The 22,570-nt window shown below is 72.4% G+C and carries 25 protein-coding genes; 11 read left to right on the forward strand and 14 right to left on the reverse strand.

Translation table 11 applies throughout. The features are described 5' to 3' along the window. Positions 1-2: 2 nt before the first annotated feature. On the reverse strand, positions 3-1,190 hold the full coding sequence (locus tag IE200_RS05770) for an AMP-binding protein (RefSeq protein ID WP_191278440.1): 1,188 nt from the start codon (positions 1,188-1,190) through the stop codon (positions 3-5). Between the two features lie 120 nt (positions 1,191-1,310). Here IE200_RS05770 and IE200_RS05775 point away from each other — a divergent pair, with 120 nt between their 5' ends. Then, on the forward strand, positions 1,311-2,564 hold the full coding sequence (locus IE200_RS05775) for an isochorismate synthase (RefSeq protein WP_191278441.1): 1,254 nt from the start codon (positions 1,311-1,313) through the stop codon (positions 2,562-2,564). Positions 2,565-2,575: 11 nt separating this feature from the next. Here IE200_RS05775 and IE200_RS05780 read toward each other — a convergent pair whose 3' ends face one another. Continuing rightward, positions 2,576-3,211 carry an MBL fold metallo-hydrolase gene (locus IE200_RS05780; RefSeq protein WP_191278442.1) on the reverse strand — a complete coding sequence of 212 codons (636 nt, stop codon included), beginning with the start codon at positions 3,209-3,211 and terminating at the stop codon, positions 2,576-2,578. A gap of 135 nt (positions 3,212-3,346) precedes the next feature. Between IE200_RS05780 and IE200_RS05785 the strand changes: the two genes are divergently transcribed. Next, complete coding sequence (locus tag IE200_RS05785) at positions 3,347-4,546, forward strand: glycoside hydrolase family 16 protein (RefSeq protein ID WP_191278443.1); 1,200 nt, start codon at positions 3,347-3,349, stop codon at positions 4,544-4,546. Between the two features lie 53 nt (positions 4,547-4,599). On the opposite strand, the gene menD is transcribed toward IE200_RS05785, so the two are convergent. Genes menD through IE200_RS05800 form a run of 3 tightly spaced genes read right to left on the reverse strand, consistent with a single transcriptional unit; the run spans position 4,600 to position 8,143 of the window. Continuing rightward, positions 4,600-6,210 carry a 2-succinyl-5-enolpyruvyl-6-hydroxy-3-cyclohexene-1-carboxylic-acid synthase gene (gene menD, locus IE200_RS05790; RefSeq protein WP_308432991.1) on the reverse strand — a complete coding sequence of 537 codons (1,611 nt, stop codon included), beginning with the start codon at positions 6,208-6,210 and terminating at the stop codon, positions 4,600-4,602. Beyond that, a complete protein-coding gene (locus IE200_RS05795) occupies positions 6,207-7,157 on the reverse strand; it encodes an o-succinylbenzoate synthase (protein WP_191278444.1) in 951 nt (316 codons plus the stop codon). Before IE200_RS05795 ends, menD begins: the two co-directional genes overlap by 4 nt. Next, complete coding sequence (locus IE200_RS05800; RefSeq protein WP_191278445.1) at positions 7,157-8,143, reverse strand: AMP-binding protein; 987 nt, start codon at positions 8,141-8,143, stop codon at positions 7,157-7,159. Before IE200_RS05800 ends, IE200_RS05795 begins: the two co-directional genes overlap by 1 nt. Before the next feature lie 81 nt (positions 8,144-8,224). Here IE200_RS05800 and IE200_RS05805 point away from each other — a divergent pair, with 81 nt between their 5' ends. The 5 genes from IE200_RS05805 (at position 8,225) to IE200_RS05825 (ending at position 10,499) form a co-directional block, all read left to right on the forward strand. Beyond that, positions 8,225-8,767 carry an AAA family ATPase gene (locus IE200_RS05805; protein ID WP_191278446.1) on the forward strand — a complete coding sequence of 181 codons (543 nt, stop codon included), beginning with the start codon at positions 8,225-8,227 and terminating at the stop codon, positions 8,765-8,767. 9 nt (positions 8,768-8,776) lie between these two features. After that, positions 8,777-9,064, forward strand: coding sequence for a DUF1330 domain-containing protein (locus IE200_RS05810; RefSeq protein WP_191278447.1), 288 nt, complete (start codon positions 8,777-8,779; stop codon positions 9,062-9,064). Between the two features lie 6 nt (positions 9,065-9,070). Beyond that, complete coding sequence (locus IE200_RS05815) at positions 9,071-9,241, forward strand: hypothetical protein (protein WP_191278448.1); 171 nt, start codon at positions 9,071-9,073, stop codon at positions 9,239-9,241. A gap of 124 nt (positions 9,242-9,365) precedes the next feature. Continuing rightward, positions 9,366-10,133: a sigma-70 family RNA polymerase sigma factor gene (locus IE200_RS05820; RefSeq protein WP_191278449.1), complete on the forward strand. Its 768-nt coding sequence runs from the start codon at positions 9,366-9,368 to the stop codon at positions 10,131-10,133. 108 nt (positions 10,134-10,241) lie between these two features. Continuing rightward, positions 10,242-10,499 (forward strand): hypothetical protein, encoded by a 258-nt coding sequence (locus tag IE200_RS05825; RefSeq protein WP_191278450.1) that lies wholly within the window; start codon positions 10,242-10,244, stop codon positions 10,497-10,499. 89 nt (positions 10,500-10,588) lie between these two features. Here the strand turns inward: IE200_RS05825 and IE200_RS05830 are convergent, their stop codons facing one another. Further along, the gene (locus IE200_RS05830; protein ID WP_191278451.1) at positions 10,589-12,064 is read right to left on the reverse strand and encodes an HNH endonuclease signature motif containing protein; all 1,476 of its coding nucleotides are present in this window, start codon (positions 12,062-12,064) and stop codon (positions 10,589-10,591) included. Between the two features lie 135 nt (positions 12,065-12,199). Then, positions 12,200-12,382: a hypothetical protein gene (locus IE200_RS05835; protein WP_191278452.1), complete on the reverse strand. Its 183-nt coding sequence runs from the start codon at positions 12,380-12,382 to the stop codon at positions 12,200-12,202. Positions 12,383-12,494: 112 nt separating this feature from the next. Here IE200_RS05835 and IE200_RS05840 point away from each other — a divergent pair, with 112 nt between their 5' ends. The 3 genes from IE200_RS05840 to IE200_RS05850 all read left to right on the forward strand — a co-directional run bounded on the left by IE200_RS05840 (position 12,495) and on the right by IE200_RS05850 (position 16,038). Beyond that, positions 12,495-13,850, forward strand: a complete 1,356-nt coding sequence (locus IE200_RS05840) for an MFS transporter (RefSeq protein ID WP_191278453.1) — start codon at positions 12,495-12,497, stop codon at positions 13,848-13,850. Next, a complete protein-coding gene (locus tag IE200_RS05845; RefSeq protein WP_191278454.1) occupies positions 13,834-14,709 on the forward strand; it encodes a 1,4-dihydroxy-2-naphthoate polyprenyltransferase in 876 nt (291 codons plus the stop codon). The genes IE200_RS05840 and IE200_RS05845 overlap by 17 nt, the downstream gene beginning before the upstream one ends. 72 nt (positions 14,710-14,781) lie before the next feature. Next, on the forward strand, positions 14,782-16,038 hold the full coding sequence (locus tag IE200_RS05850; RefSeq protein WP_191278455.1) for a GNAT family N-acetyltransferase: 1,257 nt from the start codon (positions 14,782-14,784) through the stop codon (positions 16,036-16,038). Between the two features lie 7 nt (positions 16,039-16,045). On the opposite strand, the gene IE200_RS05855 is transcribed toward IE200_RS05850, so the two are convergent. Beyond that, positions 16,046-16,309 (reverse strand): DUF4229 domain-containing protein, encoded by a 264-nt coding sequence (locus tag IE200_RS05855; RefSeq protein ID WP_191278456.1) that lies wholly within the window; start codon positions 16,307-16,309, stop codon positions 16,046-16,048. 36 nt (positions 16,310-16,345) lie between these two features. Here IE200_RS05855 and IE200_RS05860 point away from each other — a divergent pair, with 36 nt between their 5' ends. Beyond that, positions 16,346-16,522, forward strand: coding sequence for a hypothetical protein (locus tag IE200_RS05860; protein ID WP_191278457.1), 177 nt, complete (start codon positions 16,346-16,348; stop codon positions 16,520-16,522). Here the strand turns inward: IE200_RS05860 and ccsB are convergent. The 6 genes from ccsB to hemL are packed head-to-tail and all read right to left on the reverse strand — an operon-like array spanning position 16,439 to position 22,443. After that, complete coding sequence (gene ccsB, locus IE200_RS05865; RefSeq protein ID WP_191278458.1) at positions 16,439-17,479, reverse strand: c-type cytochrome biogenesis protein CcsB; 1,041 nt, start codon at positions 17,477-17,479, stop codon at positions 16,439-16,441. The genes IE200_RS05860 and ccsB overlap by 84 nt on opposite strands. Next, positions 17,476-19,128, reverse strand: coding sequence for a cytochrome c biogenesis protein ResB (gene resB / locus IE200_RS05870; protein WP_229856165.1), 1,653 nt, complete (start codon positions 19,126-19,128; stop codon positions 17,476-17,478). The genes ccsB and resB overlap by 4 nt, the downstream gene beginning before the upstream one ends. Next, positions 19,125-19,874 carry a cytochrome c biogenesis CcdA family protein gene (locus IE200_RS05875; protein WP_191278459.1) on the reverse strand — a complete coding sequence of 250 codons (750 nt, stop codon included), beginning with the start codon at positions 19,872-19,874 and terminating at the stop codon, positions 19,125-19,127. The genes resB and IE200_RS05875 overlap by 4 nt, the downstream gene beginning before the upstream one ends. Beyond that, complete coding sequence (locus IE200_RS05880) at positions 19,867-20,433, reverse strand: TlpA family protein disulfide reductase (RefSeq protein WP_191278666.1); 567 nt, start codon at positions 20,431-20,433, stop codon at positions 19,867-19,869. The genes IE200_RS05875 and IE200_RS05880 overlap by 8 nt, the downstream gene beginning before the upstream one ends. Before the next feature lie 2 nt (positions 20,434-20,435). Continuing rightward, complete coding sequence (locus tag IE200_RS05885; protein ID WP_191278460.1) at positions 20,436-21,113, reverse strand: histidine phosphatase family protein; 678 nt, start codon at positions 21,111-21,113, stop codon at positions 20,436-20,438. 1 nt (position 21,114) lies between these two features. Continuing rightward, positions 21,115-22,443 (reverse strand): glutamate-1-semialdehyde 2,1-aminomutase, encoded by a 1,329-nt coding sequence (hemL, locus tag IE200_RS05890; protein ID WP_191278461.1) that lies wholly within the window; start codon positions 22,441-22,443, stop codon positions 21,115-21,117. Positions 22,444-22,570 lie beyond the last annotated feature (127 nt).

The raw sequence follows: 22,570 nt of genomic DNA on the forward strand, positions 1-22,570 counted from the left end.
TCTCAGGTGCCCGGCGCGCCGGCGATGGAGAAGGCGGAGTCGAGCGCCTCGCCGGCCCGGCCGCGGCGCGGGAGCGACACCGACGTCGCCTCGACCGAGGGCGCCGCAGGGACCTCGACGACAGCGTGCTCGCGCGACAGCTCGAGCTTGACCGCGGGGTGGTGGGCGATCCGGCCGACCTTGAAGCCGAGCGAGGTGGCGAGGCCGCTGATCGTCCGGTTGACGCGCGCGTCGAGCACCAGGACACGGATCCGCCCACCCCACCAGGGGCACAGCGCCACCACGTCGGCGGCGAGCTTCCTGGCCCGCGACCCCAGGCGAGCCTCGGCCACCCGGGCGGACATGGCGTCGAGCACGTCGCGCGGTGCCGGGTGCCACGGGGCACCGCCGACGGTGCCCGCGACGAGCAGGTCCTCCAGGACCTTGGCGCTGACGTGGTCGAGCAGGACGTGGGTCGGTGCGACGTGCGCGAGCGCGGCCTCGAGCCGGCCGGGCGACTCGATCCACGCGAGCGTGCACCCGGAGGTGAGGTGCGCGTCGCGCGCGACCGTGGTGAAGCGGTCGGTCGCCTCGCCCACCAGCAGCACGACGTCGTCGGCGACCAGGTCGCCCAGGGTGCCCGACGACTCCGGGCGGAACAGCCAGGCGTGGCTCTTCTCGCGGGGCAGGCCGAGCACCGCCCCCGACGGCGCGCCGCTACGGGCGTCGGCCACCCAGGTCAGCAGGTCCGGCTGGCGCTTGCGGCGCTCCAGGCCCATGCCGCGCAGGCGCTCCCAGGAGCGGTCGTCGCACTCGAAGAGCTGGGCGTCGGCGAGGGCGGCACGGCGCAGCAGGGGCAGGCGGCTCTCGTGGTCGACGACGACCAGGCGCACGCGGACCTGGGCGAGCAGGCGCGCCGTCTCCTCGACGCCGAGCTGGTCGGGCAGCAGCAGGGGCACCGCCCCCGCCACCCGCGTCGCGAGCTCGAGCTCGAGCTGGCGGGTGCCGGCCGGGACGCGGATGACGACGACCTCACCGGGATGGACCCCGGCCTCGATCATCCCGGCGGCACCGTCGATGACACGACGGTAGAGCTCGTTCCACGTCAGCGAGGACCAGACCCCGTCCCGCTGCTCGACCACCGCGACCTCGAGCGCGCGGTTGCGCGCGTGCCGCTCCAACCGGACGAGTGGGTGTTCGTCGACGGGCACGGCAGGGCTCCTAGAGGGGGGCGGTTGTCGCAGCAACCTAGGTGACCTGCGCCTCTCCTGTCCGCGGTTTGGCCGATCTCCCGTCACCGCCCTGCGCGCTCCGGCGTAGGCTCCCACCTCGTGACGACCCCCGCGTCCGCACCCGGCACCGGACCTGCTGCGCCCCTCGTGGTGCGCACCGTCCCGGTCGACCTGGCGGACCTCCCGCTCCTCGACCTGCTCCCGCGCGAGCAGCCGGTGAGCTGGCTGCGCCGTGGCGAGGGCCTGGTCGGCTGGGGCGTCGCCGCCCGTCTGGAGACCTCGGGCCCGACCCGCTTCAGCGACGCGGTGAAGTGGTGGGCGGAGACCGTCGCGCGCGCCGACGTGGTGGACCACGTCGGTGAGCCGGGCACCGGCCCGGTCTGCTTCGGCGCGTTCGCGTTCGCCGACGAGCCCGGCGACTCCGTGCTCGTGATCCCGCAGGTCGTCGTCGGTCGCCGCGGCGACCGCGCGTGGCTGACGACCGTGTCGGTCGACGCCCCCGTCCTCGCGCCCACCGAGCCGCCCGCGCCGCCGGCGGGACTGGTCTTCTCCGACGGCGCCCGCAACGGCGAGGAGTGGATGTCGGTCGTCGCCGAGGCGGTGCGCCGCATCGGCGCAGGCGACCTGGAGAAGGTGGTCCTCGCCCGCGACCTGATCGCCACCACCGACGAGCCGCTCGACGTCCGCTGGCCGCTGCGACGCCTCGCCGCGCAGTACGAGATGTGCTGGACGTTCCACGTCGACGGCCTCTTCGGCGCCACCCCCGAGATGCTCGTGCGGCGCGAGCGGGGCCTGGTGACCTCCCGCGTCCTCGCCGGCACCATCCGGCGCACGGGAGACGACGAGCGCGACCTCGCGCTGGCTGCGACCCTGGCGCGGTCGTCGAAGGACCTCGAGGAGCACGAGTACGCCGTGCGCTCGGTCGCCGACGCGCTCGAGCCGCACTGCTCGTCGATGAACGTGCCGGAGGCGCCGTTCGTGCTGCACCTGCCCAACGTCATGCACCTGGCGACCGACGTCAACGGCGTCGTCCACGACGTCGCGACCTCGCTGCAGCTCGCCGAGTCGCTGCACCCCTCAGCAGCCGTGGGCGGCACCCCGACCCCCGAGGCGACCCGCCTGATCGAGGAGATCGAGGGGATGCCCCGCGACCGCTACGCCGGCCCGGTGGGCTGGATGGACGCCTCGGGTGACGGCGAGTGGGGCATCGCGCTGCGCTCGGCGATGGTGACCGAGAGCGGCGTACGCCTCTTCGCCGGCTGCGGCATCGTCGCCAGCTCCGACCCCGAGGCCGAGCTCGCCGAGTCGCAGGCCAAGTTCGTCCCGGTCCGCGACGCGCTCGAGGCGGGCTGAGCCCAGCCGCCTCAGAGGTCCTGACCGGGCTCGCGGCGCTCGTAGGCCTGCCCGTCGGGCAGCAGGTTGCCCATGTGGGTGGCGACCATCTCGAGCCCCACGTCGCTGTAGACGCGGTCGTGGATCGCCAGCGACCGCGGCGCGGCGACCTCGCGCACGAAGTCGACCGCCTCGCTGACCTTGAGCCACGGAGCGCTCACCGGCGCGAGCAGCACGTCGACCTCGCGACCGGGCGGGGTCAGTGCGTCGCCGGGGTGGTAGACGCTGGCGCCGCCCGACTCCAGGACGTAGCCGGAGTTGTCGAAGCGGTCGTAGTCGGGATGGATCACCGCGTGCTTCTCCCCGACGACCTCGACCGCCGTGCCCGCGACCTCGAGCCGGTCACCGGGGCGTACGACGGTGACCCGCGCCGCCACGTCGGGCGCCTGCTCGTGCAGCAGCCGCTCCACGGCGGCGATCGTCCAGACGGGCACGTCGCGCGAGCGCAGGTGGTCGGCATGGATGTGGTCGGCGTGCTCGTGGGTGATCAGCACGGCGTCCGCGCCGTCGAGGGCGGAGACGTCGGTGAACACCCCGGGGTCGATGACGACGACGCCGCCGTCGCCCTGGACCCGCACGCAGGCGTGTCCGAACTTGGTGATCCGCATGCCGTCCACCCTAGGCGTGCCGACCTCGCGGCGAATCGTCCGACGGGAGGGACGGAAGGTTAAGGTGGGGCAGCCTCCGACGGGTAGGTGCCCTGGGGGAACCACCAATCGCACCCGAGACGAAGAGAGTCCTACATGTCTGCACGCCGCGTGCTCGCAGGCAGCGTCACCGCGCTGCTCCTGCCCGCGTCCCTGCTCCTCACGGTCGAGACCGGCTCGGCCACCGACTCCGCGGCCCGGCCTGCGTCGACGTCGGTGACCAAGAAGGCCAGCCAGAAGATCTCCCTGGAGGTGCTCCCGCAGATCGTCCAGCAGGGCAAGCGCACCGCCAGCGCGGACTCCGCGAAGGCCGGCGTCACCGCGACGATCAAGCCGGTCAAGGTCGGTCGCAAGGTCGTCCTCGAGCAGCTCAACGGGTCGTCCTGGAAGAAGGTCGGCACCGCCAAGCAGGAGAAGTCCGGTCGCGCCCACTTCTCCGCCGTCGTCTCCAAGGGCGGCGCCGCCGTGACCTACCGGGTCACCGCGATGAAGTTCAAGGGCCTCAAGAAGGTCACCAGCAAGACCGCCGACACCTCGCGGTGGCTGACCCCGACCTTCACCGACGAGTTCTCCGGCTCCAGCCTGAGCCCGGTGTGGAGCATGCGCGGCCAGGACTACGAGCCGACCAGCAAGCGCAAGTGCTCCAAGGGTGACCCGAAGGCCGTCAAGGTCGGCGCCGGCGCCCTGCGCCTGAGCGTGATCAAGGACCGCGACAAGAAGGGCAAGTGCCTGGCGAAGTCGCGCAAGCTGAAGAAGAAGATCGCCTACCGCCTCAACGGCCACGTGGGCACCCGGGGCGGGTTCGACTTCAAGTACGGCGTCGCAGCGGCCCGCATCAAGATGCACAAGAGCCAGGGCCAGCACGCCAGCTTCTGGTCGCAGCCGATCGACGAGAACAGCCCCAACAGCGACGGTCACGAGATCGACGTCATCGAGTACTTCGGCGACAAGCACCCGCAGGGCGGCCTGACGAGCTTCATCCACTGGTACAAGGGCAAGCGCCTGATCAAGACCGGCTCGTGGATCAAGGACTCCAAGTCGTTCCTGAAGAACAAGCGCGACGGCTGGTCGAAGAACTACCACGTGTTCTCGGTCGAGTGGACGCCCCGCGTCATCATCTTCCGCATCGACGGCAAGGAGACCTGGCGCACCTCGAAGCAGGTCTCGAAGGAGCAGCAGTACCTCATCCTGAGCCTGCTCGCCTCCGACTACGAGGCGCTGGAGATGAACGACAAGAAGCTGCCGCAGCACATGTACGTCGACTGGGTCCGCGTGTGGGAGACCCCGCAGTCCTGATCGGCTGAGCAGCCACGCACCACGGTCCGCGCGCTGGTCCGCTCCCTGGAACCTCAGGGGTGGGCCAGCGCGCGGATCTTTTCGTCCAGCGCCCGGCGGTCGTCGCGGCGCACGCGCGCCTCGACGACCTCGATGCCGCCGTTGGGCGAGGCCAGCGCCTGCTCGAGCTCGGGCAGGCTGGTGACCCGCAGGTGCGGCACCCGGGCCGCGGCGCACAGGCTGGCGACGTCGACGCCGTGGGGCGTGCCGAACAGCGTCTCGAAGCGGTCCGCGTGCTCGGGCGCCCCCTGCTCGAGCGTGGCGAAGATGGAGCCGCCGTCGTCGTTGACGACCACGATCGTGAGGTCGGGGCGCTCCTCGCGAGGGCCGAGGAACAACCCCGTCGTGTCGTGCAGGAAGGTCACGTCGCCCATCAGCGCGAGGGCCCGCGACGACTGCGGACGGCCGAGCGCGGCGCCGATCGCGGAGCTGATGGTGCCGTCGATCCCGGCGAGCCCGCGGTTGGCGATGACCTTGCGACGCCCGCCCACCTCGTACGGGGCGACCATCAGGTCGAGGTCGCGGATCGGGTTGGAGGCGCCGACGACCAGCAGGCCACGTGGCGGCAGGGCGCGGCTCACCGCGCCGGCCACCTCGTACGGGGTCAGGTCGGGCTCGGCGGCCAGGAGGCGGTCGAGCCGGCGCGACAGTACGCGGTCGGCCTCGCGCCACGCCTGCGCCCACGCCGGGTCGTCGGGCGACGCGACGTCGAGCTGGTCGGCCTCCTGCGCGACGGCGTACGGGCGCTCGGCCCACGCGCCGCGGGCACGCGCCGACACCACCTGGACGTCGTCGCGGGCGAGGAGCCGCGCGACCGGCCGGGACAGCGTGGGGTGGCCGAGGACGACCGCGCGCTCGACCTGGGCTCCGAGCTCGCCGGACAGCAGCAGCCGGTAGGTGCGGATGACGCTGTCACCGGTGCGGCAGCCGCTCGACGGCTCGGCGAGCAGCGGCCAGCAGGCCTTCTCGGCGAGCACGCGCGCGGGCGGCCCGGCGTCGTCACCGGCGACCACGACGGTGCGCGGGCCCAGCACGAGGACGTGGCTCGTCAGCGGCGCGCCGTCCGCGGGCGCGGTCCACTCGGGTGCCGGTCCCCCGTCCCAGCCGTCGTCGTCGGGCAGCAGGGGGTCGTCGAGCTGGACGTTGAGGTGGACCGGCCGGTCCCAGCCGTGCCCACGGACGAAGGCGGCGAGCAGCTCGTCGAGGTCCGCCCCGGCGACGTCGAGGGTCGGCGCGAAGGGGCCGAAGATCCCGACCTGGTCGGTCGTCTGGTTGGCCCCGGTGCCGCGCAGCCTGGCCGGTCGGTCGGCGGTCACCACGACGAGCGGGACCCCGGCGTGGGCGGCCTCCATCACCGCGGGGAGCAGGTGCGCGACGGCCGTGCCGGAGGTGCAGGTCACGGCGGCCGGACGGTTGCCCACCTTGGCCAGGCCGAGGGCGAGGAACCCTGCCGTGCGCTCGTCGATCCGCGTGTGGAGGCGCAGGCCGCCTGCCTGCGCGGCGTCGTACAGCGCGAAGGACAGCGGGGCGTTGCGGGATCCGGGGGCGACGACCACCTCGTGCACCGCCGCACCGCGGAGCGCGGTCACCACGGAGCGGGCGAGCCGGGTCGAGGGGTTCATCATGTCGGCTGATCCTGCCCGACCGAGGCCAGCCGGGCGTGCCAGTGGTCAGCCCGGTCGGCGGGCGCGGCGAGCCGGGCGAGCGCCTCCTCGTCGACCTCGGGCATCCCGACGCGCAGCATCCCGTCGACCGGCAGCAGCGGGTGGGCGGCGACGTCGTCGGTGAGCAGCTGGACGGTGGCGAGGCCGCTGGCGTGGTGGAGCTCCGGCAGGGCGGCGGCGAGGGCGACCCCGGCAGCGATGCCGACGCTGGACTCCAGGGCGCTGGAGACCACCACCGGCAGGCCGATGTCCTCGGCGATCCGCAGGCACGCGCGGACGCCTCCCAGGGGCTGGACCTTGAGCACGGCGACGTCGGCTGCCTCCAGGTCGCGGACGCGGTAGGGGTCCTCGGCCCGGCGGATCGACTCGTCGGCGGCGATCGGCACGTCCACGCGCCGGCGCACCGTGGCGAGGTCCTCGACCGTCATGACGGGCTGCTCGACGTACTCCAGGCCGCCGGCGGCCCGGTCGATCGCGGCGATCGCGCGCACCGCCTCGTCCACGTCCCAGGCACCGTTGGCGTCGACCCGCACCAGGCCGCCGGGCCCCAGCGCGTCGCGTACGGCCTCCACGCGCGCCAGGTCGTCAGCCAGGGTCTGGCCGCGCTCGGCGACCTTGACCTTGGCCGTGCGGCAGCCGCCTGCGGCGACTATGGCGTGAGCGTGCTCGGGGTCGGTGGCCGGGACGGTGACGTTGACGGGCACGAGGTCGCGCACCGGCGCGGGCCAGCCCTCGTCGGCCGCCTCGCGGGCGCACGCCAGCCAGGGCCGGCAGGTGGCGTCGTCGTACTCGAGGAATGGCGAGAACTCACCCCAGCCGGCCGGGCCGCGCAGCAGCACGCCCTCACGCACGGTGATCCCGCGGAACCGCGTGCGCAGCGGGACGGAGAAGACGTGGACGTCGTGCATCAGAGGCCGGCCCGGACGGCCTGGCGGTCGACCTTGCCGTTGGGCAGCAGCGGCAGGTCATCGACCCGGTGGAACTCGCGCGGGGCCCACGACCGCGGGTGCGCCAGACCCACCCAGTCGCGCAGCTCGGCGTCGTCGGCGGTACTGACCACGACAGCGACGACCCGCTGGCCCCACTCGGGGTCGGTGACGCCGAAGACCTCGGCCTGCTGCACGAGGACGTGCTGGCGCAGGCGGGCGGCGACGGTCTCGAGCGGGACCTTCACGCCGCCACTGACCACGACGTCGTCGATGCGGCCGAGGACCTGGAGCCGACCGTCCTCGTCGAAGCGGCCCGCGTCGGAGGTGAGGAACCAGCCGTCGACCAGCGACGCGGCGGTGAGCTCCGAGTCGCCCTCGTAGTGGCTGAACAGGGTGGGACCCGCGATCCGTACGCGGCCGTCGACCCCGAGGGTCACGCCGACCCCGTCCAGCGGGACGCCGTCGTAGACGCACCCACCCGCGGTCTCCGACGAGCCGTAGGTCGCGACGAGGCTGATGCCCTGCTCCCGGGCCCGCCGGCGCAGGTCCGGGTCCAGACCGCCGCCACCGACGAGCACGGTGTGGCACCGCGCGAGCGCGGCCACCTGCTCAGGGTTGCCGAGGACGCGGTGCAGCTGGGTGGGCACCAGCGAGACGAATGTCGGGGTGTCGCGGTGGTCGGCCGCCGCCGCACGACCGACGTCGAGGCCGTCGACGACGAAAGGCTCGTGCCCGGCGACGAGCGATCGCACGATGACCTGCACCCCGGCGACGTACGACGACGGCAGGGCCAGCAGCCACCTGCCCGTCTCCCCCAGCCGACGTGCCGAGGCCTCGACGCTGGCGAGCACGGCGCGACGCGGGAGCACCACGCGCTTGGGCCGGCCGGTGGAGCCGGAGGTCTCGATGAGCAGCGGGTCGGGCGTGTCGGCCTCGAGCCAGCGCGACAGCTGCCGGACAGCCACCGAGGGCTCGTCCGAGGGCCGCAGGAAACTCACACGGCGAACGCTAGCGGCTCGGCCGCGCCGTTCCGCAAGGATGTCGTCATGCAACGGAGCAGGGTCCACGTCATGGGAGCCAGCGGGTCGGGGACGAGCACGCTCGCACGCGCACTGGCGGACCACTGGTCGGTGCCGCACGCGGATGCCGACGACTACTTCTGGGTGCCGAGCGACCCGCCGTACGGCCACAAGCGCGACGAGGTGGCCCGGGTGTCGCTGATGCGCGAGGTGTTCGTGCCCCGCGAGGCCTGGGTGCTGGCTGGGTCGGTGGTGGGCTGGGGCGAGGCGGTCGTCGAGGAGTGCGACGCCATCGTCTTCCTCACCCTCGACCCCGACGAGCGGCTGCGGCGCCTCGAGGAGCGCGAGGTGCACCGGCGGGCCGGGCGGTCCTTCGACGAGGACGCGTGGGCGGAGTTCCTCGACTGGGCGGGCAGCTATGACGACCCGTCCTTCGACGGGCGCAGCCGGGTCCTCCACGAGGCGTGGCTGACCGAGCGCCCCCAACCCGTGCTCCGCCTCGACAGCGCGGCGAGCCCGCGGGCGCTCGTGGACGCCGTGCTGGACTGGAGCCCTGACACCCCGGCATAGGCTCGCAGCATGACTGCCTACTGGATCACCACCTACCAGGCCGTGCACGACCCCGCGAAGGTCGCGGCGTACGCCGAGCTCGCCGGACCCGCCCTGCGTGCCGCCGGCGGGACATTCCTGGTGCGTGGCACGCCGGAGGCGACCTTCGAGAACGGTCAGGCCACCCGCACCGTGGTCATCGAGTTCCCCTCGGTCGAGGCCGCGGTCGCCGCCCACGACAGCGAGGCCTACCAGGAGGCGCTCCGTGCCCTCGACGGCGGCGCGGACCGCGACATGCGCGTGGTGCCGGGGGCGTAGCGCGCCATGGACGTCTACCGCCTCGTGCTGACCATCCTGGTGTTGGCCGGCGTGGTCGTCGCGATCCTGCTCTTCGAGAAGCGACGGGCCCAAGGGATCGAGCGGGACACGCGGGACATGGCGCAGGGGCAGGATCGTCAGGACGACAGCCCGGACGACCTCGACCCGGACCGTTAGCGAGTCCCCTCGAAGGGGTGGGCCGGCGCTTGCAGCGCACCGTGCACGACGGTTAGGACATGTGCCCACAATGGCTCACTGGAGACCACGGTGAGCGCCCCGGAGAGCGGGAAGGACCACCACCGTGGTCGATGTGCAGATCACCCCCCACCGTCACCTGGCCTCGACCGGTTCGACGGCCCCGGCGCCCGTGTCGGGGCGCGACCTCCTCACCGACGAGCTCATCGAGACCCACCTCGAGGTCGCCCGGTCGATGGCGTTGCGCTATCGCAACCGTGGCATCGACGTCGATGACCTCGAGCAGGTCGCACTGCTCGGGCTCACCAAGGCCGCGCACCGGTTCGACCCCGATGCCGGACACGAGTTCCTGTCGTTCGCCGTCCCCACGATCCGGGGCGAGCTGCGCCGCCACTTCCGTGACTGCGGGTGGATGGTCCGCCCGCCGCGCCGGATCCAGGAGCTGCAGGCGCGCATCGGCCAGGTCGAGGACGAGCTGCTCGCCCGTCACGGGCATTCACCGCGACCCAGCGACATCGCCGCGCACCTCGACGTCGACGTGGACGACGTCGTCGATGCCCTCTCGATCGACGGATGCTTCACTCCAGCGGCCCTCGAGACGCCCGTCGGGGACGGCACCTCCACGCTCGCCGACTTCCTCGGCTCGCCCGACGAGGCGTACGGCGCGGCCGAGGCGGCACTCATGCTCGAGCCCGCTGTGCGGCAGCTGACGCCCCGGGACCGTCGCATCGTCTACCTGCGGTTCTACGAGGAGCGGTCCCAGGAGGAGATCGGCGACGCCGTCGGTCTCTCGCAGGCGCAGGTGTCCCGCGTCCTCAACCGCATCCTGAAGGACATCCGCGACGTGCTCGGGGGTCAGGCCCCGGTCGCGTGAGCAGGTGTGTCTTCGCTGGTGGGGCCGCCTGCCGGGTCGTGTAGACGAGTGCGACGACTCGAGCGCGGGGACTACGGTAGTGGGCGTGCGCGAGACAGGACCGTCCTGATGGAGCTGCCGTGCGAGGACTGTGGCGGGACCGTGATCTCCGGCCCCGAACCCTTCGCCCCCGGCGATGATCCGGAGCCGGAAGCAGACGGCCGGTCGAAGGCCTGGAGCGACTGGTGCACGAACCTCGAGTGTTCGTCCAACCACGTCCTGAGCGGCCTGACCCGCGTCGGCGTGAACGACTACGTCTGCACGGTCTGCGGCACGTCGTTGCGGACACCGATGAGCGCAGTCCTGGCCCACCGCGCAACGCACTGATCCTCCGCAGTCCTCGTGACACATCGCTGGCGCTGGTAGCGCGCACCTGTGGCCCGATCACCGGGTGGTGGTCGGGCTCAGCGGGGCGGTCAGGGTCTGGAAGCTGGCTCTGGTCGCGGGCGTGGGCGTGGGGGGTCGGTGGTGATCTGTCTGCCGGAGGGCAGGGTCCACTCGTAGGTGCCGTCGGGGCGGCGCTGGTAGGTGAAGTCGCCGAAGGTCTTGGCCCGGTGGTGTCGCCGGCACAGCGGCGCGAGGTTGGCTGGGCGGGTCTGGCCGGGTGGGCCGTCTTCGTCGAGGGGGACGTACTCGACGATGTGGTCGAGGTCGGCCCGACCGGACGGGCGGGTGCAGGCGGGGTATACGCACGTCTCGTCCCTGAGGCGGACGGCGGCCGCCATCCGCGCGGGCGGGTCGTGCTGGTCGACCGGGTGCATCCGCTCTGCGTCGAGGACGGGCTGGATGATCACCTTGCCGGCGGTGAGCAGCCAGGTGTGCAGCCGCTCGAGCAGCATCGGGCCGAGCTCCTCGGAGCGGGCCACGCCGTGCGGATCGGCGAGGAGGTCGGTGTCGGTGACGTGCAGCACCAGCCGCACCTCGCCCGACCTGTTGGGCCCGTCCGGCTGGGTTTCGGCGCCTCGGGGATGGGTGGGGCGGCGGAACGGGTCCGGCGTGGCGTAGGTGGCCTCCTCGGCCACGCACACGATCTCGTCGGCGGCGGGGTCGACGACCCGGTCGGGGTCCGCGACGTCTACGGCGGCGAGGAGGTCGAGGGCCTGCTGGGGGTCGGCGAGCAGCCCGACCGCGTGGGCGCGGCGTACGCCGAGGTCACCGCCGTGACCCAGCGCCTTCATGGTGGTGGCCATCGTGGTCACCGTGTGGTCGAACGCCACCGCATCGGCGACATCGAGGCTCATGAACACCTCGCTCACCCCGGGTGCGCCGTGCTCGTGGTGGACCTCGACGCGCCGGGCCACGAGGGCCTCGTCGTGGTCGGCGATCGCCCGGTCCGGGTCGGCGTACAGCCGGGCCTCGTGGACCAGCACCCCGATCCGGTGCGGGTTGAGCCGACGCGGCTGCCAGACCAGCAGCCGGTCCGCGTGCGCGACCGTCGCCTCGTCGAGGTCACGCGAGCCCCGGGCTGCCTCCCGCCCCAGCCGCACCGGCACCTCCAGCGAGCAGACCAGCGCCCACAACCGCGGGAGGCGGTGGGCCAGGTCGAGCACGTCTCCCAGCAGCGCCAGCGTCGCCTCGTACGACTGCTCCAACACGCCCGCGAGCTCGACGACCGCGAACTCCGCCACCAGCGGCGCACCCTCGCCCGCGAGCGGCAACGGACGCTCCCCGAACAACGCCGCCGCCGACCCGGCCGGGTGGATGACCTCCGAGCGCCAGCCCGCCGCCACGTCCTCCCCGGTCACCACGTGCGCGTGGGCCCACGCCAGCGCGGACTCCAGGACCTCGACCTCGACCCGCCGGCGCGCGGTCATCGCCGCGACCGCGCGGTCCAGCACGGCAGCGGTGCTGCGAGCCGGGGCCGGAGCGAGGGCCGGAGTGGTGGTGGACATGGGTCCAGTCTCCCAGAGCCCACCGACACTGCGACCTGCGAGAACTGATCTGTGGAGACGTATTTTCGAACAGGTGCCCACGACTCGGCGCTGCGCGACCTCCTCGACCAGCGAACTGCGCGCGCCTAGCTGTACCTAGCCCCCGCCGCCACCGAGCCACTGGTGGGGGGTCATCCGGTCGGCGGGGTTCGCCTGCTTCCTCGCCCGGTAGCGCTCGAGGCTCCTCTTCTCCCCCCGCAGCCTCGCGGTCGCCTTCCGTGCCTCCGCCAGGGCCTCCTCCTTCGAGCTGGCCTTGGCACGCCGTCGGAAGAGGTTCACGGCGCCACCCTAGGGCTCTCGCGAGTCGCGTGACGGAGAGCACGTCGCCACCCACTGCCCCGACCGAAAATGGCAGGACGGGTGTCGGTCCCGCGGGAGAGGATGACCGGCGATGCTCACCGCCCTGAAGAACTACGCCACGCCTCCGTCCACCCTCGCCCGGAGGCTGTCGATCCAGTCCCTGCTCTTCGCCTCGGGCGACGGCGCGTTCCTCGCCGGGTCGGCCGTGTTCTTCACCCTCGTGGTGGGACTCTCGCTGGCCGAGGTGGGCATCGGCCTCACCATCGCCGCGATCGCGAGCTTCGTCGTCGCGGTGCCGATGGGCAAGCTGGTCGACCGCTTCGGCCCGAAGCGCATGTGGACCCTGTCGGCGTCGATCCACGGCGTGTTGTTCCTGGCGTGGCCGTTCATCGACAGCTTCCCCGAGTACGTCGCGCTCGCCGTCGTGATGGAGGTCGCCGGGACCCTGGGCGGTGCGGCCCACGGGGCGTACGTCATCGACATCCTGCCGCCGGCCGAGCGCGTCGAGTCGCGTGCCTACCTCTACTCCGCGCTCAACGTCGGCTTCAGCATCGGTGCCTTCCTCGGCGCAGGCGCCATCGCCTTCGGCACCGACGTCCTGCGGTGGGCGCCCGTGGTGAGCGCGGTGCTGTTCCTCCTCAACGCCCTGGCGATCCCCCGGCTCCCCGACGCCAGCCACGACGTCCGCAGCTCCGAGCCGCGGGTCAAGCCCGAGGGCATCCCCGCGATCCGCAACCGCAGCTGGATCGCGGTCACCTTCTTCACCGGCGTCATGTGGACCAACCAGGTGCTGCTGCACACCGTCATCCCGGTGTGGCTGGTCACCGAGACCGACGCGCCCAAGGTGCTGGTCGCGGTGCTCTTCGGCACCAACACGGTCATGTGCATCGTGCTCCCGCGGCTGGCCTCGCGCGGCATCCGCAACGTCGAGACCGCCCTGCGTGCCGTACGGCTGTCCACCCTCTTCTTCGTCCTGACGTGCCTCGTCACCCTGGCCACCCACGAGACGACCGGCTGGCTGACCATCGTGCTGTTCTTCGTCGGCCACATCGTCCTCACCTGGGCCGAGCTCTTCCTCTCCGCCTCGGGCTGGACCCTCGAGGTCGAGCTGATGGACCCCCGTCGCCGCGGCGACTACCAGGGCGTCTCCGAGCTCGGCGGCACGCTCGGGCGGTTCTGGGCCCCCGCGGCCTACGGCTTCCTCGCGATGGAGTGGGGCGCCTTCGGCTGGCTCACGATCGCGGCGATCGTCGTCGTGGCCGCGGCCGGCCTGCACAAGTCCGCACACTCGGGCCGACGCTTCCTCGAGCAGCACGTCCCCGCCGACGTCCTGGCAGACGCCCGCGCGAGCGACCCGGAGCCCATGGAGGTCGCGGTCTCGCAGGAGCCCACGCCGATGGAGCCCGACGCACCCCTGCCAGAATCCACCGGTGACCTCCACCGCTGACTGGATCGCCGGCGCCCGGCCCCGCACCCTTCCCGCTGCGGTCGCGCCCGTGCTCGCCGGCACGGGCGTCGCGGCGTACGCCGACCAGGTGGTGTGGTGGAAGGCCCTCCTGGCCCTCGTCGTCAGCCTCGCGCTGCAGGTCGGGGTCAACTACGCCAACGACTACTCCGACGGCATCCGCGGCACCGACGCCGACCGGGTGGGCCCGATGCGCCTCGTCGGCTCGGGTGCGGCGACAGCCGGGGCGGTGAAGGCCGCCGCGTTCGCCGCCTTCGGCGTGGCGGCGGTGGCCGGGCTCGTGCTCGCCGCCACGACCGCGTGGTGGCTGGTAGCCGTGGGCCTGGTGTGCGTGGTGGCCGCGTGGTTCTACACCGGCGGCGAGAAGCCCTACGGCTACCTCGGGCTCGGCGAGGTGATGGTGTTCGTCTTCTTCGGCCTCGTCGCCGTCATCGGCACGACCTACGTCCAGACCGGGACGTGGGAGTGGCCCGCGCTCTACGCCGGCACCGGCATCGGCGCGCTCGCCTGCGCGATCCTCGTCGCCAACAACCTGCGCGACATCCCGACCGACACCGTCGCCGGCAAGCACACGCTGGCCGTACGCCTCGGCGACGAGCGCACCCGCTACCTCTACGCCTTCCTCGTCCTGGTGGCCGCCGCGGCGGTCGTCGCGGTCGCCGCCGCCACCACCTGGTGGGCGCTGCTCGGGCTCGGCTTCCTGGCCCGCGCGGCCTCCCCGACGCGGTCGGTCCTCGGCGGCGCGAGCGGTCCGGCCCTCATCCCCGTCCTGGCCGCGACCGGGGCGTCCGAGCTGATCTGGTCGATGCTGGTCGCGGTGCCGCTGCTCCTGGTCTCGTGACGGGACTTCGTCCCTCCTCGACCAACGGATAAACGATGGCCGAGCAGTGTCCGCGCTCACTAGCGTGACCGGGTGGACTACGACTTCGCGATCCTCGACTTCTCCGACGACTCCCCCGAGGCCGCCGCCCGGCGCCGTGGGTGGATCGAGGCGGTGCTGCGCGGCTTCCGCGACGACCGCCCCGATGACGATGCCGTCGCGAGATGGGTGAAGCACTACCGCAACGACCGGGTGACCGTGCGCGGCGCGTGGCTCCCCGAGGGCGAGTTCGGCGCGGGCCCGATGCCGGTCGCCACCTACGCCAGCCTCGACAAGACGCTCAACGCCGGCCGCGAGCTGCTCCCGCTCCGGATGATCACCGACGTCACCACGAGCGCCACGCATCGCCGGCAGGGCCTGCTACGCCGCATGATCGAGGACGACCTCGCCGACGCCGTCGCCGCAGGTGTGCCGATGGCCGCGCTGACCGCGGCAGAGGCCACGATCTACGGCCGCTGGGGCTTCGGCCCGGCGACCTTCCGCGTGGGCGTGGACGTCGACACCACCCCCGGGTTCGGGTTCCGCGACTTCGTGGACCCCGGTCGCGTCGAGCAGCTCGAGCCGTCGGAGGCGTGGCCGCACGTCAAGTCCGTCTTCGACGCCTTCCACGCCCGCCAGCGCGGATCGGTCGAGTGGCCCTCCCCCTACGAGGACATGCACACCGCGGCGTGGGATCCCAGCGGCGGCGGCGCCAACCGCAAGCTCCGCGGCGCCGTCCACCTCGACGCGAGCGGCGCCGTCGACGGCTTCGTCCTCTGGAAGCCGGGCGAGGACAACGCGGTGAAGGTCGACGAGATGGCGACGCTCACCCCGCAGGCACAGCTCGCCCTCTGGTCGTTCCTCGCCAGCATGGACCGCGTCACCAAGGTCAGCTTCAACCTGTTCCACCCCGAGGACCCGCTGGCGTGGGCCCTCACGGACCTCAACCGGGTCAGGACGACCGAGGTCAAGGAGTTCCTCTGGCTGCGGGTCCTCGACGTGCCGCGCTGCCTCGTCGCCCGCCCGTGGTCAGCCGACGGCTCCGTCGTGCTCGAGGTCGACGACCCGCAGGGACACACGAGCGGGCGCTACGCGGTGACCACCGCCGACGGGGTCGCGACCGTGACCCGCACCGACGGCGACCCCGACGTACGCCTCACCTCGGAGACGCTCGGGTCGCTCCACCTCGGTGCGGTCCCCGTACGCATGCTCCACCGCGCCGGCCGTCTGGAGGGCTCGGAGGAGGCCGTACGCCGCTTCGGCGCGATGGCCGACCTGGCCGAGCCGCCCTACAGCCTGACCGGGTTCTGAGGACCGTTCAGTCCTCGTCCTCGCGGGCCTTGCGCTGCTCGAAGGCGGCAGACGCCTTGGCCGCACGCGCCTCGACGCGGCGCGCGAAGGCCTCCCGCTGGCGGTCGAGGACGTAGAACGACGCCACGCCGGAGATCAGGAAGGCGAGGACGATGGCCCAGAACAGGTTGTAGCGACCGTCCAGCACGAGCGCCATGACGCCCACGACGATGCCGAAGGACGCCAGGAACAGCCCGATCCGCATGGCGGTGTAGACGATGAACTCCTTCACGCCTCAAGCCTAGGACGTGGCGTCTACATTGGAGGAATGCTGAAGGTCCTGCTCGTCGTCGCGGCGATCGCGGTCGTCGTGTGGTTCCTCGTCAGGCTGACGCTGCGTCGCCTCGACGGCGGCTCGGCGTCACGCCCGCGCGTGATCGGCCCCGACGACGACCCCGACTTCCTCCGCGGCCTCGACCGGCCCCGCGAGCCCGACGACGACTGAGGTCTCCGGCGCGGCCCCCTCGGCGTAGGAGTGCTGGCTCGAGGAGCTGAAGAAGTTGATGCCGATGAAGTTGAACCACAACGTCGCGGCACCGACCAGGGCCAGGATCGCGGCGTTGCGTCCGCGCCAGCCCGCCGTCGCGCGGGCGTGCAGGTAGGCGGCGTAGACCACCCAGGTGATGAAGGCCCACACCTCCTTGGGGTCCCAGTTCCAGTAGGCGCCCCAGGCCTGGTGTGCCCAGATCGGGCCGGTGATCAGCACGGCGAACGTCCAGACCGGGAAGCCGAAGGCGTGCATCCGGTAGGACAGCCGGTCCAGCACCTTGGGCTCGGGGACGCGGGCGAGGTAGCCGGTGGTCGACGTCGAGCGTTCCTTGGCCAGGTAGAGGCCGGACAGCAGCGCACCGATCGTGAAGGCGCCGGTCGAGATCACCGCCGACACCACGTGGATGACCAGCCACGGCGAGTTGAGGGCGTCCGGCAGCGGCAGGACGGCGTCGTCGAGGCCGAGGAAGGCCGCCATCAGCGCCGCGACGACGAAGGTCGTGACGAGCGGGCCGAGCCACTCGATGTCGGTGCGGAGGGTGGCGAGGACGAAGATCAGCGCCACCACGAAGGTGCCGGAGATCGTGAACTCGTACATGTTGCCCCACGGCACCCGGTTGGGGTTCGCGGCGAGCCCCCGCGCGACGAGGGCGACGAGGTGGACGACCACGGCGAAGACCGTCAGCACCAGGCCGAGACGGGCGGCGACCTCCGTACGGCGGGGCGTGGCCACGAGCGCCTGGGTGCTGCCGCCCGCGGCCTGCTCGTGCTGCTCCTGCTCCTGCGCCGTGAGCCGGGCCGCCGAGCGCAGGCTCGCGAGCTCGAAGAAGTAGGCCAGCATCGCGATGAAGTAGAGCACCGCGGCGCCGATCACGCCCTGGTAGCTGAAGACCTCCCACTGTGCGTCGGTCACGACTCGTCCTCCTCGCGCTTGCTGTTCTTCGTCTCGGGTGTCTCCCCCTGGAGTGCTGCCACGACCTCGGCGAGCTCGGCGGCGCCGTCCTCGGGGTCGCCGGCCGAGGACCGGTCGAGCCGTGCCACCTCGACCAGTGTGGTGCCGTCGTCCTGCCGCCGTGCCCGCACCCACATCCGACGCGGGCGGATGAAGAGCGAGCCGAGCAGTCCGATGAGCGCCAGCACGACTCCGGCCAGCGCCACCATCTTGCCGGGGCTCCGGCTGACCTGGATCTTGTTCCACCGCTGGAGGCCGTCGAAGGACACGGTGCCGAGGTCGTCGGGCAGCGTCACCGTGTCACCGGGGCGCAGGTCCATCCGGAACGGCTGGCCGTCGTCCTTGACGACCTGGGTGGCCTTCGCCTTGTCGAGGACGTAGACCGAGGCCGGGGTGCCGTCGTCGAGGCCGAGGTCGCCGGTGTAGACGAACAGCGAGACCAGCGGGTCGATCGCGTCGCCGAAGACCGAGGCCGGCATCGTCAGGTTGCCCTCGGTGTCGCGTCCCATCGCGAACGTCGGGTAGAACGTGCCCTCGAGCCCGATCTGGTCGGGCCGGGCGTCGGGCGCCTTGATCACGCCGAAGGACTCGAAGGTCTGGGCGTTGGTCGGCAGGAACACCGACGGGCCGCTGTAGGCGACCTCGCCGTCGCCGTCGCGGATCGTGATGACCGGCGCGTAGCCGTGACCGATGAGGAACACGTCGGTGCCGCCGATGCTCAGCGGGTGGTTGACCCGGAGGTCGTAGGACCTGGTCTCCCCGCCCGGCTCGATGGCGTAGTCGAGCTCGGCGACGAACTCGCGGGCCATCCCGGCCCGCCTGCCCTCGGTGAGCCAGTCGACCTGGAAGTCGGTGATGCTGAAGGAGAACGGCTCCATCACGTCGGGGTCGAAGAGCGCGCCCGGCGCGAAGTCGTCGTACTGGGTGAGGTTGTTGGAGAAGCCGTAGTCGTCGCCGTTGAGCATGATGACGCCACCCTTGTAGCCGAACAGGCTGCCGACGGCGACCCCGACGAGCACGACGATGACGGCGAGGTGGAACAGCAGGTTGCCGGCCTCGCGGAGGTAGCCGCGCTCGGCCGCGACCGCGTCGGCGCCGGCGTCGACGCGGAAGCGCCTGCCACGCAGGGCGGTCGCGGCGCGCTCGAGCACGGCCTCGGGGCTCTCGTCGGTGGCGTACGACGCGCTCTCGGGCAGCCGGGTGAGGTGGCGCGGCGCCCGCGGTGGCCGGGCCCGGAGGGCGCGGGCGTACACGAACAGGCGCGGCACGATGCACCCGACGAGCGAGATCATCAGCAGGATGTAGATCGAGGAGAACCACACCGACCCGTAGACGTTGAACAGGTCGAGGCGGTCCCAGATCGGCGCGAGCTGCGGGTGGTTGTCCCGCCACTGCGAGACCGCGAGCGAGTCGATGTTCTCCTGCGGGATGACCGACCCCGGGATCGAGGCGAGCGCGAGCAGCAGGAGCAGCACCAGCGCCGTGCGCATCGAGGTCAGCTGCCGCCACGTCCACCGCCCGAGCTCGCGGGCGGTGAGGTCGGTGGGCAGCGCGGTCGCCTGGCGGTCGTGGGACGGTCGCTGCTGGAGGTCGGGCTTGAGGTCGGTCACACCGGCACCGTGAATCCCTGGACGACCTGGAGCTGGAGCCACTGCACGATGCGGTCCCACCAGCCGCTGACGAGCAGGAGGCCGACCAGGATCATCATCGCGCCGCCGAGGCGTACGACGAGCTGCTGGTGGCGACGGATCACGGCGAACGCGCCCAGCATCCTCCGGTAGGCCAGCGCCGCCGCGATGAAGGGCAGGCCGAGCCCGAGCGCGAACACCGCCGACAGCAGCGCGCCACGCCCAGCGGTGGCCTCGTTGACCGACAGCACGTTGATCGCGGCCAGGGTCGGCCCGACGCACGGCGTCCAGCCGACGCCGAACAGGAAGCCGAGCAGCGGCGCCGCCGCGAGCCCGACGGCCGGCACCTTGTGGATGCGCCAGTCGCGCTGCAGGAAGCCGAAGGCTCCGAGGAAGGCGATGCCGAGCAGGATCGTGATGACGCCGAGGACCACGTTGAGCTGGCGGGTGTGGGTGAACAGCCACGCCCCGGCGGCGCCGGTGAGGCTGCCGAGCAGCACGAAGACCAGCGAGAAGCCGAGGACGAAGAGGCTCGCGCCGAGCACCAGGCGGCTGCGTCGCGCCTGGTCGAGGTCGCCGCCGGAGATCCCGGTGGCGTAGGACAGGTAGCCCGGCAGCAGCGGGATCACGCACGGGCTGAAGAACGAGACCAGTCCGGCGGCGAGGGCGACCGGCAGGGCCAGCACCATCGACCCCGACAGGGCGGTCTCGCGGAACCAGTCACTCATCGAGGACCGCCTCGACCAGGGACAGCAGCGTCTGGGTGGTGGGGATGCGGCCGTTGACCGAGGCGGCGATCCTGCCCTCGGCGTCGAGCACGACGGTGCTCGGGATCGAGCGCGGCGTCAGCGTGCCGGCGAAGGGCAGCAGCGCCGAGCCGTCGGCGGAGTAGACCGAGGCGTAGGGCACCTCGAGGTTGCGCACGTAGGCCTGGGCGTTCTCGCGCGAGGCGTCGCGGATGTTCAGCCCGACGAAGGAGACCTCGTCGCCGAGCTCGGCTGCGGCCTCGTTGAGGTCGGGCTGCTCGACGCGGCACGGCGGGCACCACGACGCCCACACGTTGACCACGACCGGCTTGCCACGCAGCGCCGCGAGGTCGACCTCCTCGCCGTCGAGGTCGGTGCCGGTCAGCGTGACCGGCTCGCCGCGGTCGGCGGGCGCGACCTCGGTCGGGACGCCCTCCCCCGAGATGTAGCCCTTGTCGCCGGTGCCGGACAGGTCGGAGCAGCCCACGAGCAGGAGCAGGCAGGCGAGCGCCACGAGGGGCGCGGCAAGGCGGCGCAGCATCGTCACGGCCGGTCCTCCCGCGGCGCGCCCCCGGCCGAGAACGGCGCGGACCGGTCGCCGACCGGGATCAGGTCACCGGCCGGCTCGGAGTAGCGGACCTGCACCACGCGGTCGTCGTCGAAGACGATGCTGGTGAGCGAGCACAGGGTGCACTGGCGGGTCTTGGGGTGGTGGAGGTAGCTGCGCTTCTCGAGGAAGAGCCGCGTGGTCCAGATGGGCAGCTGGTGCGAGACGACGACCGCCTCGTGCCCGGCGGCCGCGTCGCGGGCGTCGTGGACGGCGGCGACCATCCGGCCGGCGATCTCGTCGTACGGCTCCCCCCACGACGGCTTGAACGGGTTGTACATGTGGCGCAGCAGGTCGGGACGCTTGAGGAAGGTCTTCGCGCCCGCACCGAAGTTGACGCCCTGGAACTTGTTGCCGGACTCGATGACGCGCGCGTCGACCTCGGGCGTGATCCCGAGCGTGGCCGCGAGCGGCGCCAGCGTCTCCTGGGCCCGCTCCAGCGGGGAGGTGCGCAGGTGCACGATGTCGCGGTCACCGATCGAGTCGGCGATGCGCTGCGCCATCTGCCGGCCGAGGTCGGACAGGTGGAACCCGTCCATCCGGCCGTAGAGGATGCCGTCGGGGTTGTGCACCTCGCCGTGGCGCAGCAGGTGCACGATCGTCTCGACGCCCATGTCAGTGGCCTCCCGCCGTCGCGGCCGCGAAGGCGGCGGCCGGCAGTGCGTCGACGATCGTCTGGATCGCCCGGTCGTCGTGGGCCGCGGAGACGAACCACGACTCGTACGCCGACGGGGGCAGGTAGACGCCCTGGTCGAGCATCGAGTGGAAGAAGGCGGCGTACGCCGCGGTGTCCTGCTGGCTCGCCTCGGCGAAGTCGCGCACCGCCGCGTCGCGGAAGAACACCGAGAACATCGTGCCGGCGGTCTGCACGACGTGCGGCACGCCGGCGGCGAGGAGGTGCTCGGCCACGGCGTCGCGGATCGTACGGGCGGTGGCGTCGAGCTGCTCGTAGACCTCGGGCGTCGCGAGGCGGAGGGTGGTCAACCCGGCGGTGGTGGCGACCGGGTTCCCCGAGAGCGTGCCCGCCTGGTAGACCCGGCCCTCGGGCGCCAGGTGCGCCATCAGGTCGGCGCGACCGCCGAAGGCGGCCGCGGGGAAGCCGCCGCCCATCACCTTGCCGAAGGTCATCAGGTCGGGCGTCCAGCCCTCGATGGCGCCGTCGAGGCCCCAGCCACCCTGCTCAGTGGCGCGGAAGCCGGTCATCACCTCGTCACTGATGAACAGGGCGCCGTGGGTGCGGCAGGTCTCGGCGAGGAAGGCGTTGAAGCCCGGGGCCGGCGGGACGACGCCCATGTTGCCGGGGGTGGCCTCGGTGATCAGGCAGGCGATGCGCGAGCCGTACGCCTCGAAGGCGGCGAGCACGGCCTCGCGGTCGTTGTAGGGCAGCACGAGCGTCTCGGCGGCGGCCGACGCCGGCACGCCGCTGGTGCCGGGGACCGCGAGGGTGGCCACGCCCGAGCCGGCCTCGGCCAGCAGCGCGTCGACGTGGCCGTGGTAGCAGCCGGCGAACTTCACGACGAGGTCGCGCCCGGTCGCACCGCGGGCGAGCCGGATCGCCGACATGGTCGCCTCGGTGCCGGAGGAGACGAAGCGGACCCGCTCGACGGGGGTGCGCGCGACGATCTCCTCGGCGAGCTCGACCTCCGGCTCGGTGGGGGTGCCGTACGACGTGCCGCGCGCGACCGCCCCGGCGACGGCGGCCTGGACGTCGGGGTGCGCGTGCCCGAGGAGCATCGGCCCCCAGGAGCAGATCAGGTCGACGTAGTCGTTGCCGTCGGCGTCGGTGAGCCAGGCACCCGACGCGGAGGTGATGAAGCGCGGGGTGCCGCCGACGGCGTTGAACGCGCGGACGGGCGAGTTCACCCCTCCCGGCGTCACGGCCCGGGCTCGCTCGAACCAGGCCTCGCTGGCCGCGGTCGTGGAAGGGGTCGTCGCGGAGGTCACCTGGTCATTGTCACGCAGGTGCGCAAAGGGATCCCACTCGGCGGGTCCGGACGGGCCCCGACCTGTGGGTTGGCGCACAGGTGGACGGAGCGTAACTTGGAGTGACGATTCCTCGTTGGCGAGGTGT

The sequence above is a fragment of the Nocardioides flavus (ex Wang et al. 2016) genome (genome assembly GCF_014653115.1).
In the GTDB taxonomy this organism is placed as follows: Bacteria; Actinomycetota; Actinomycetes; order Propionibacteriales; family Nocardioidaceae; genus Nocardioides; species Nocardioides flavus.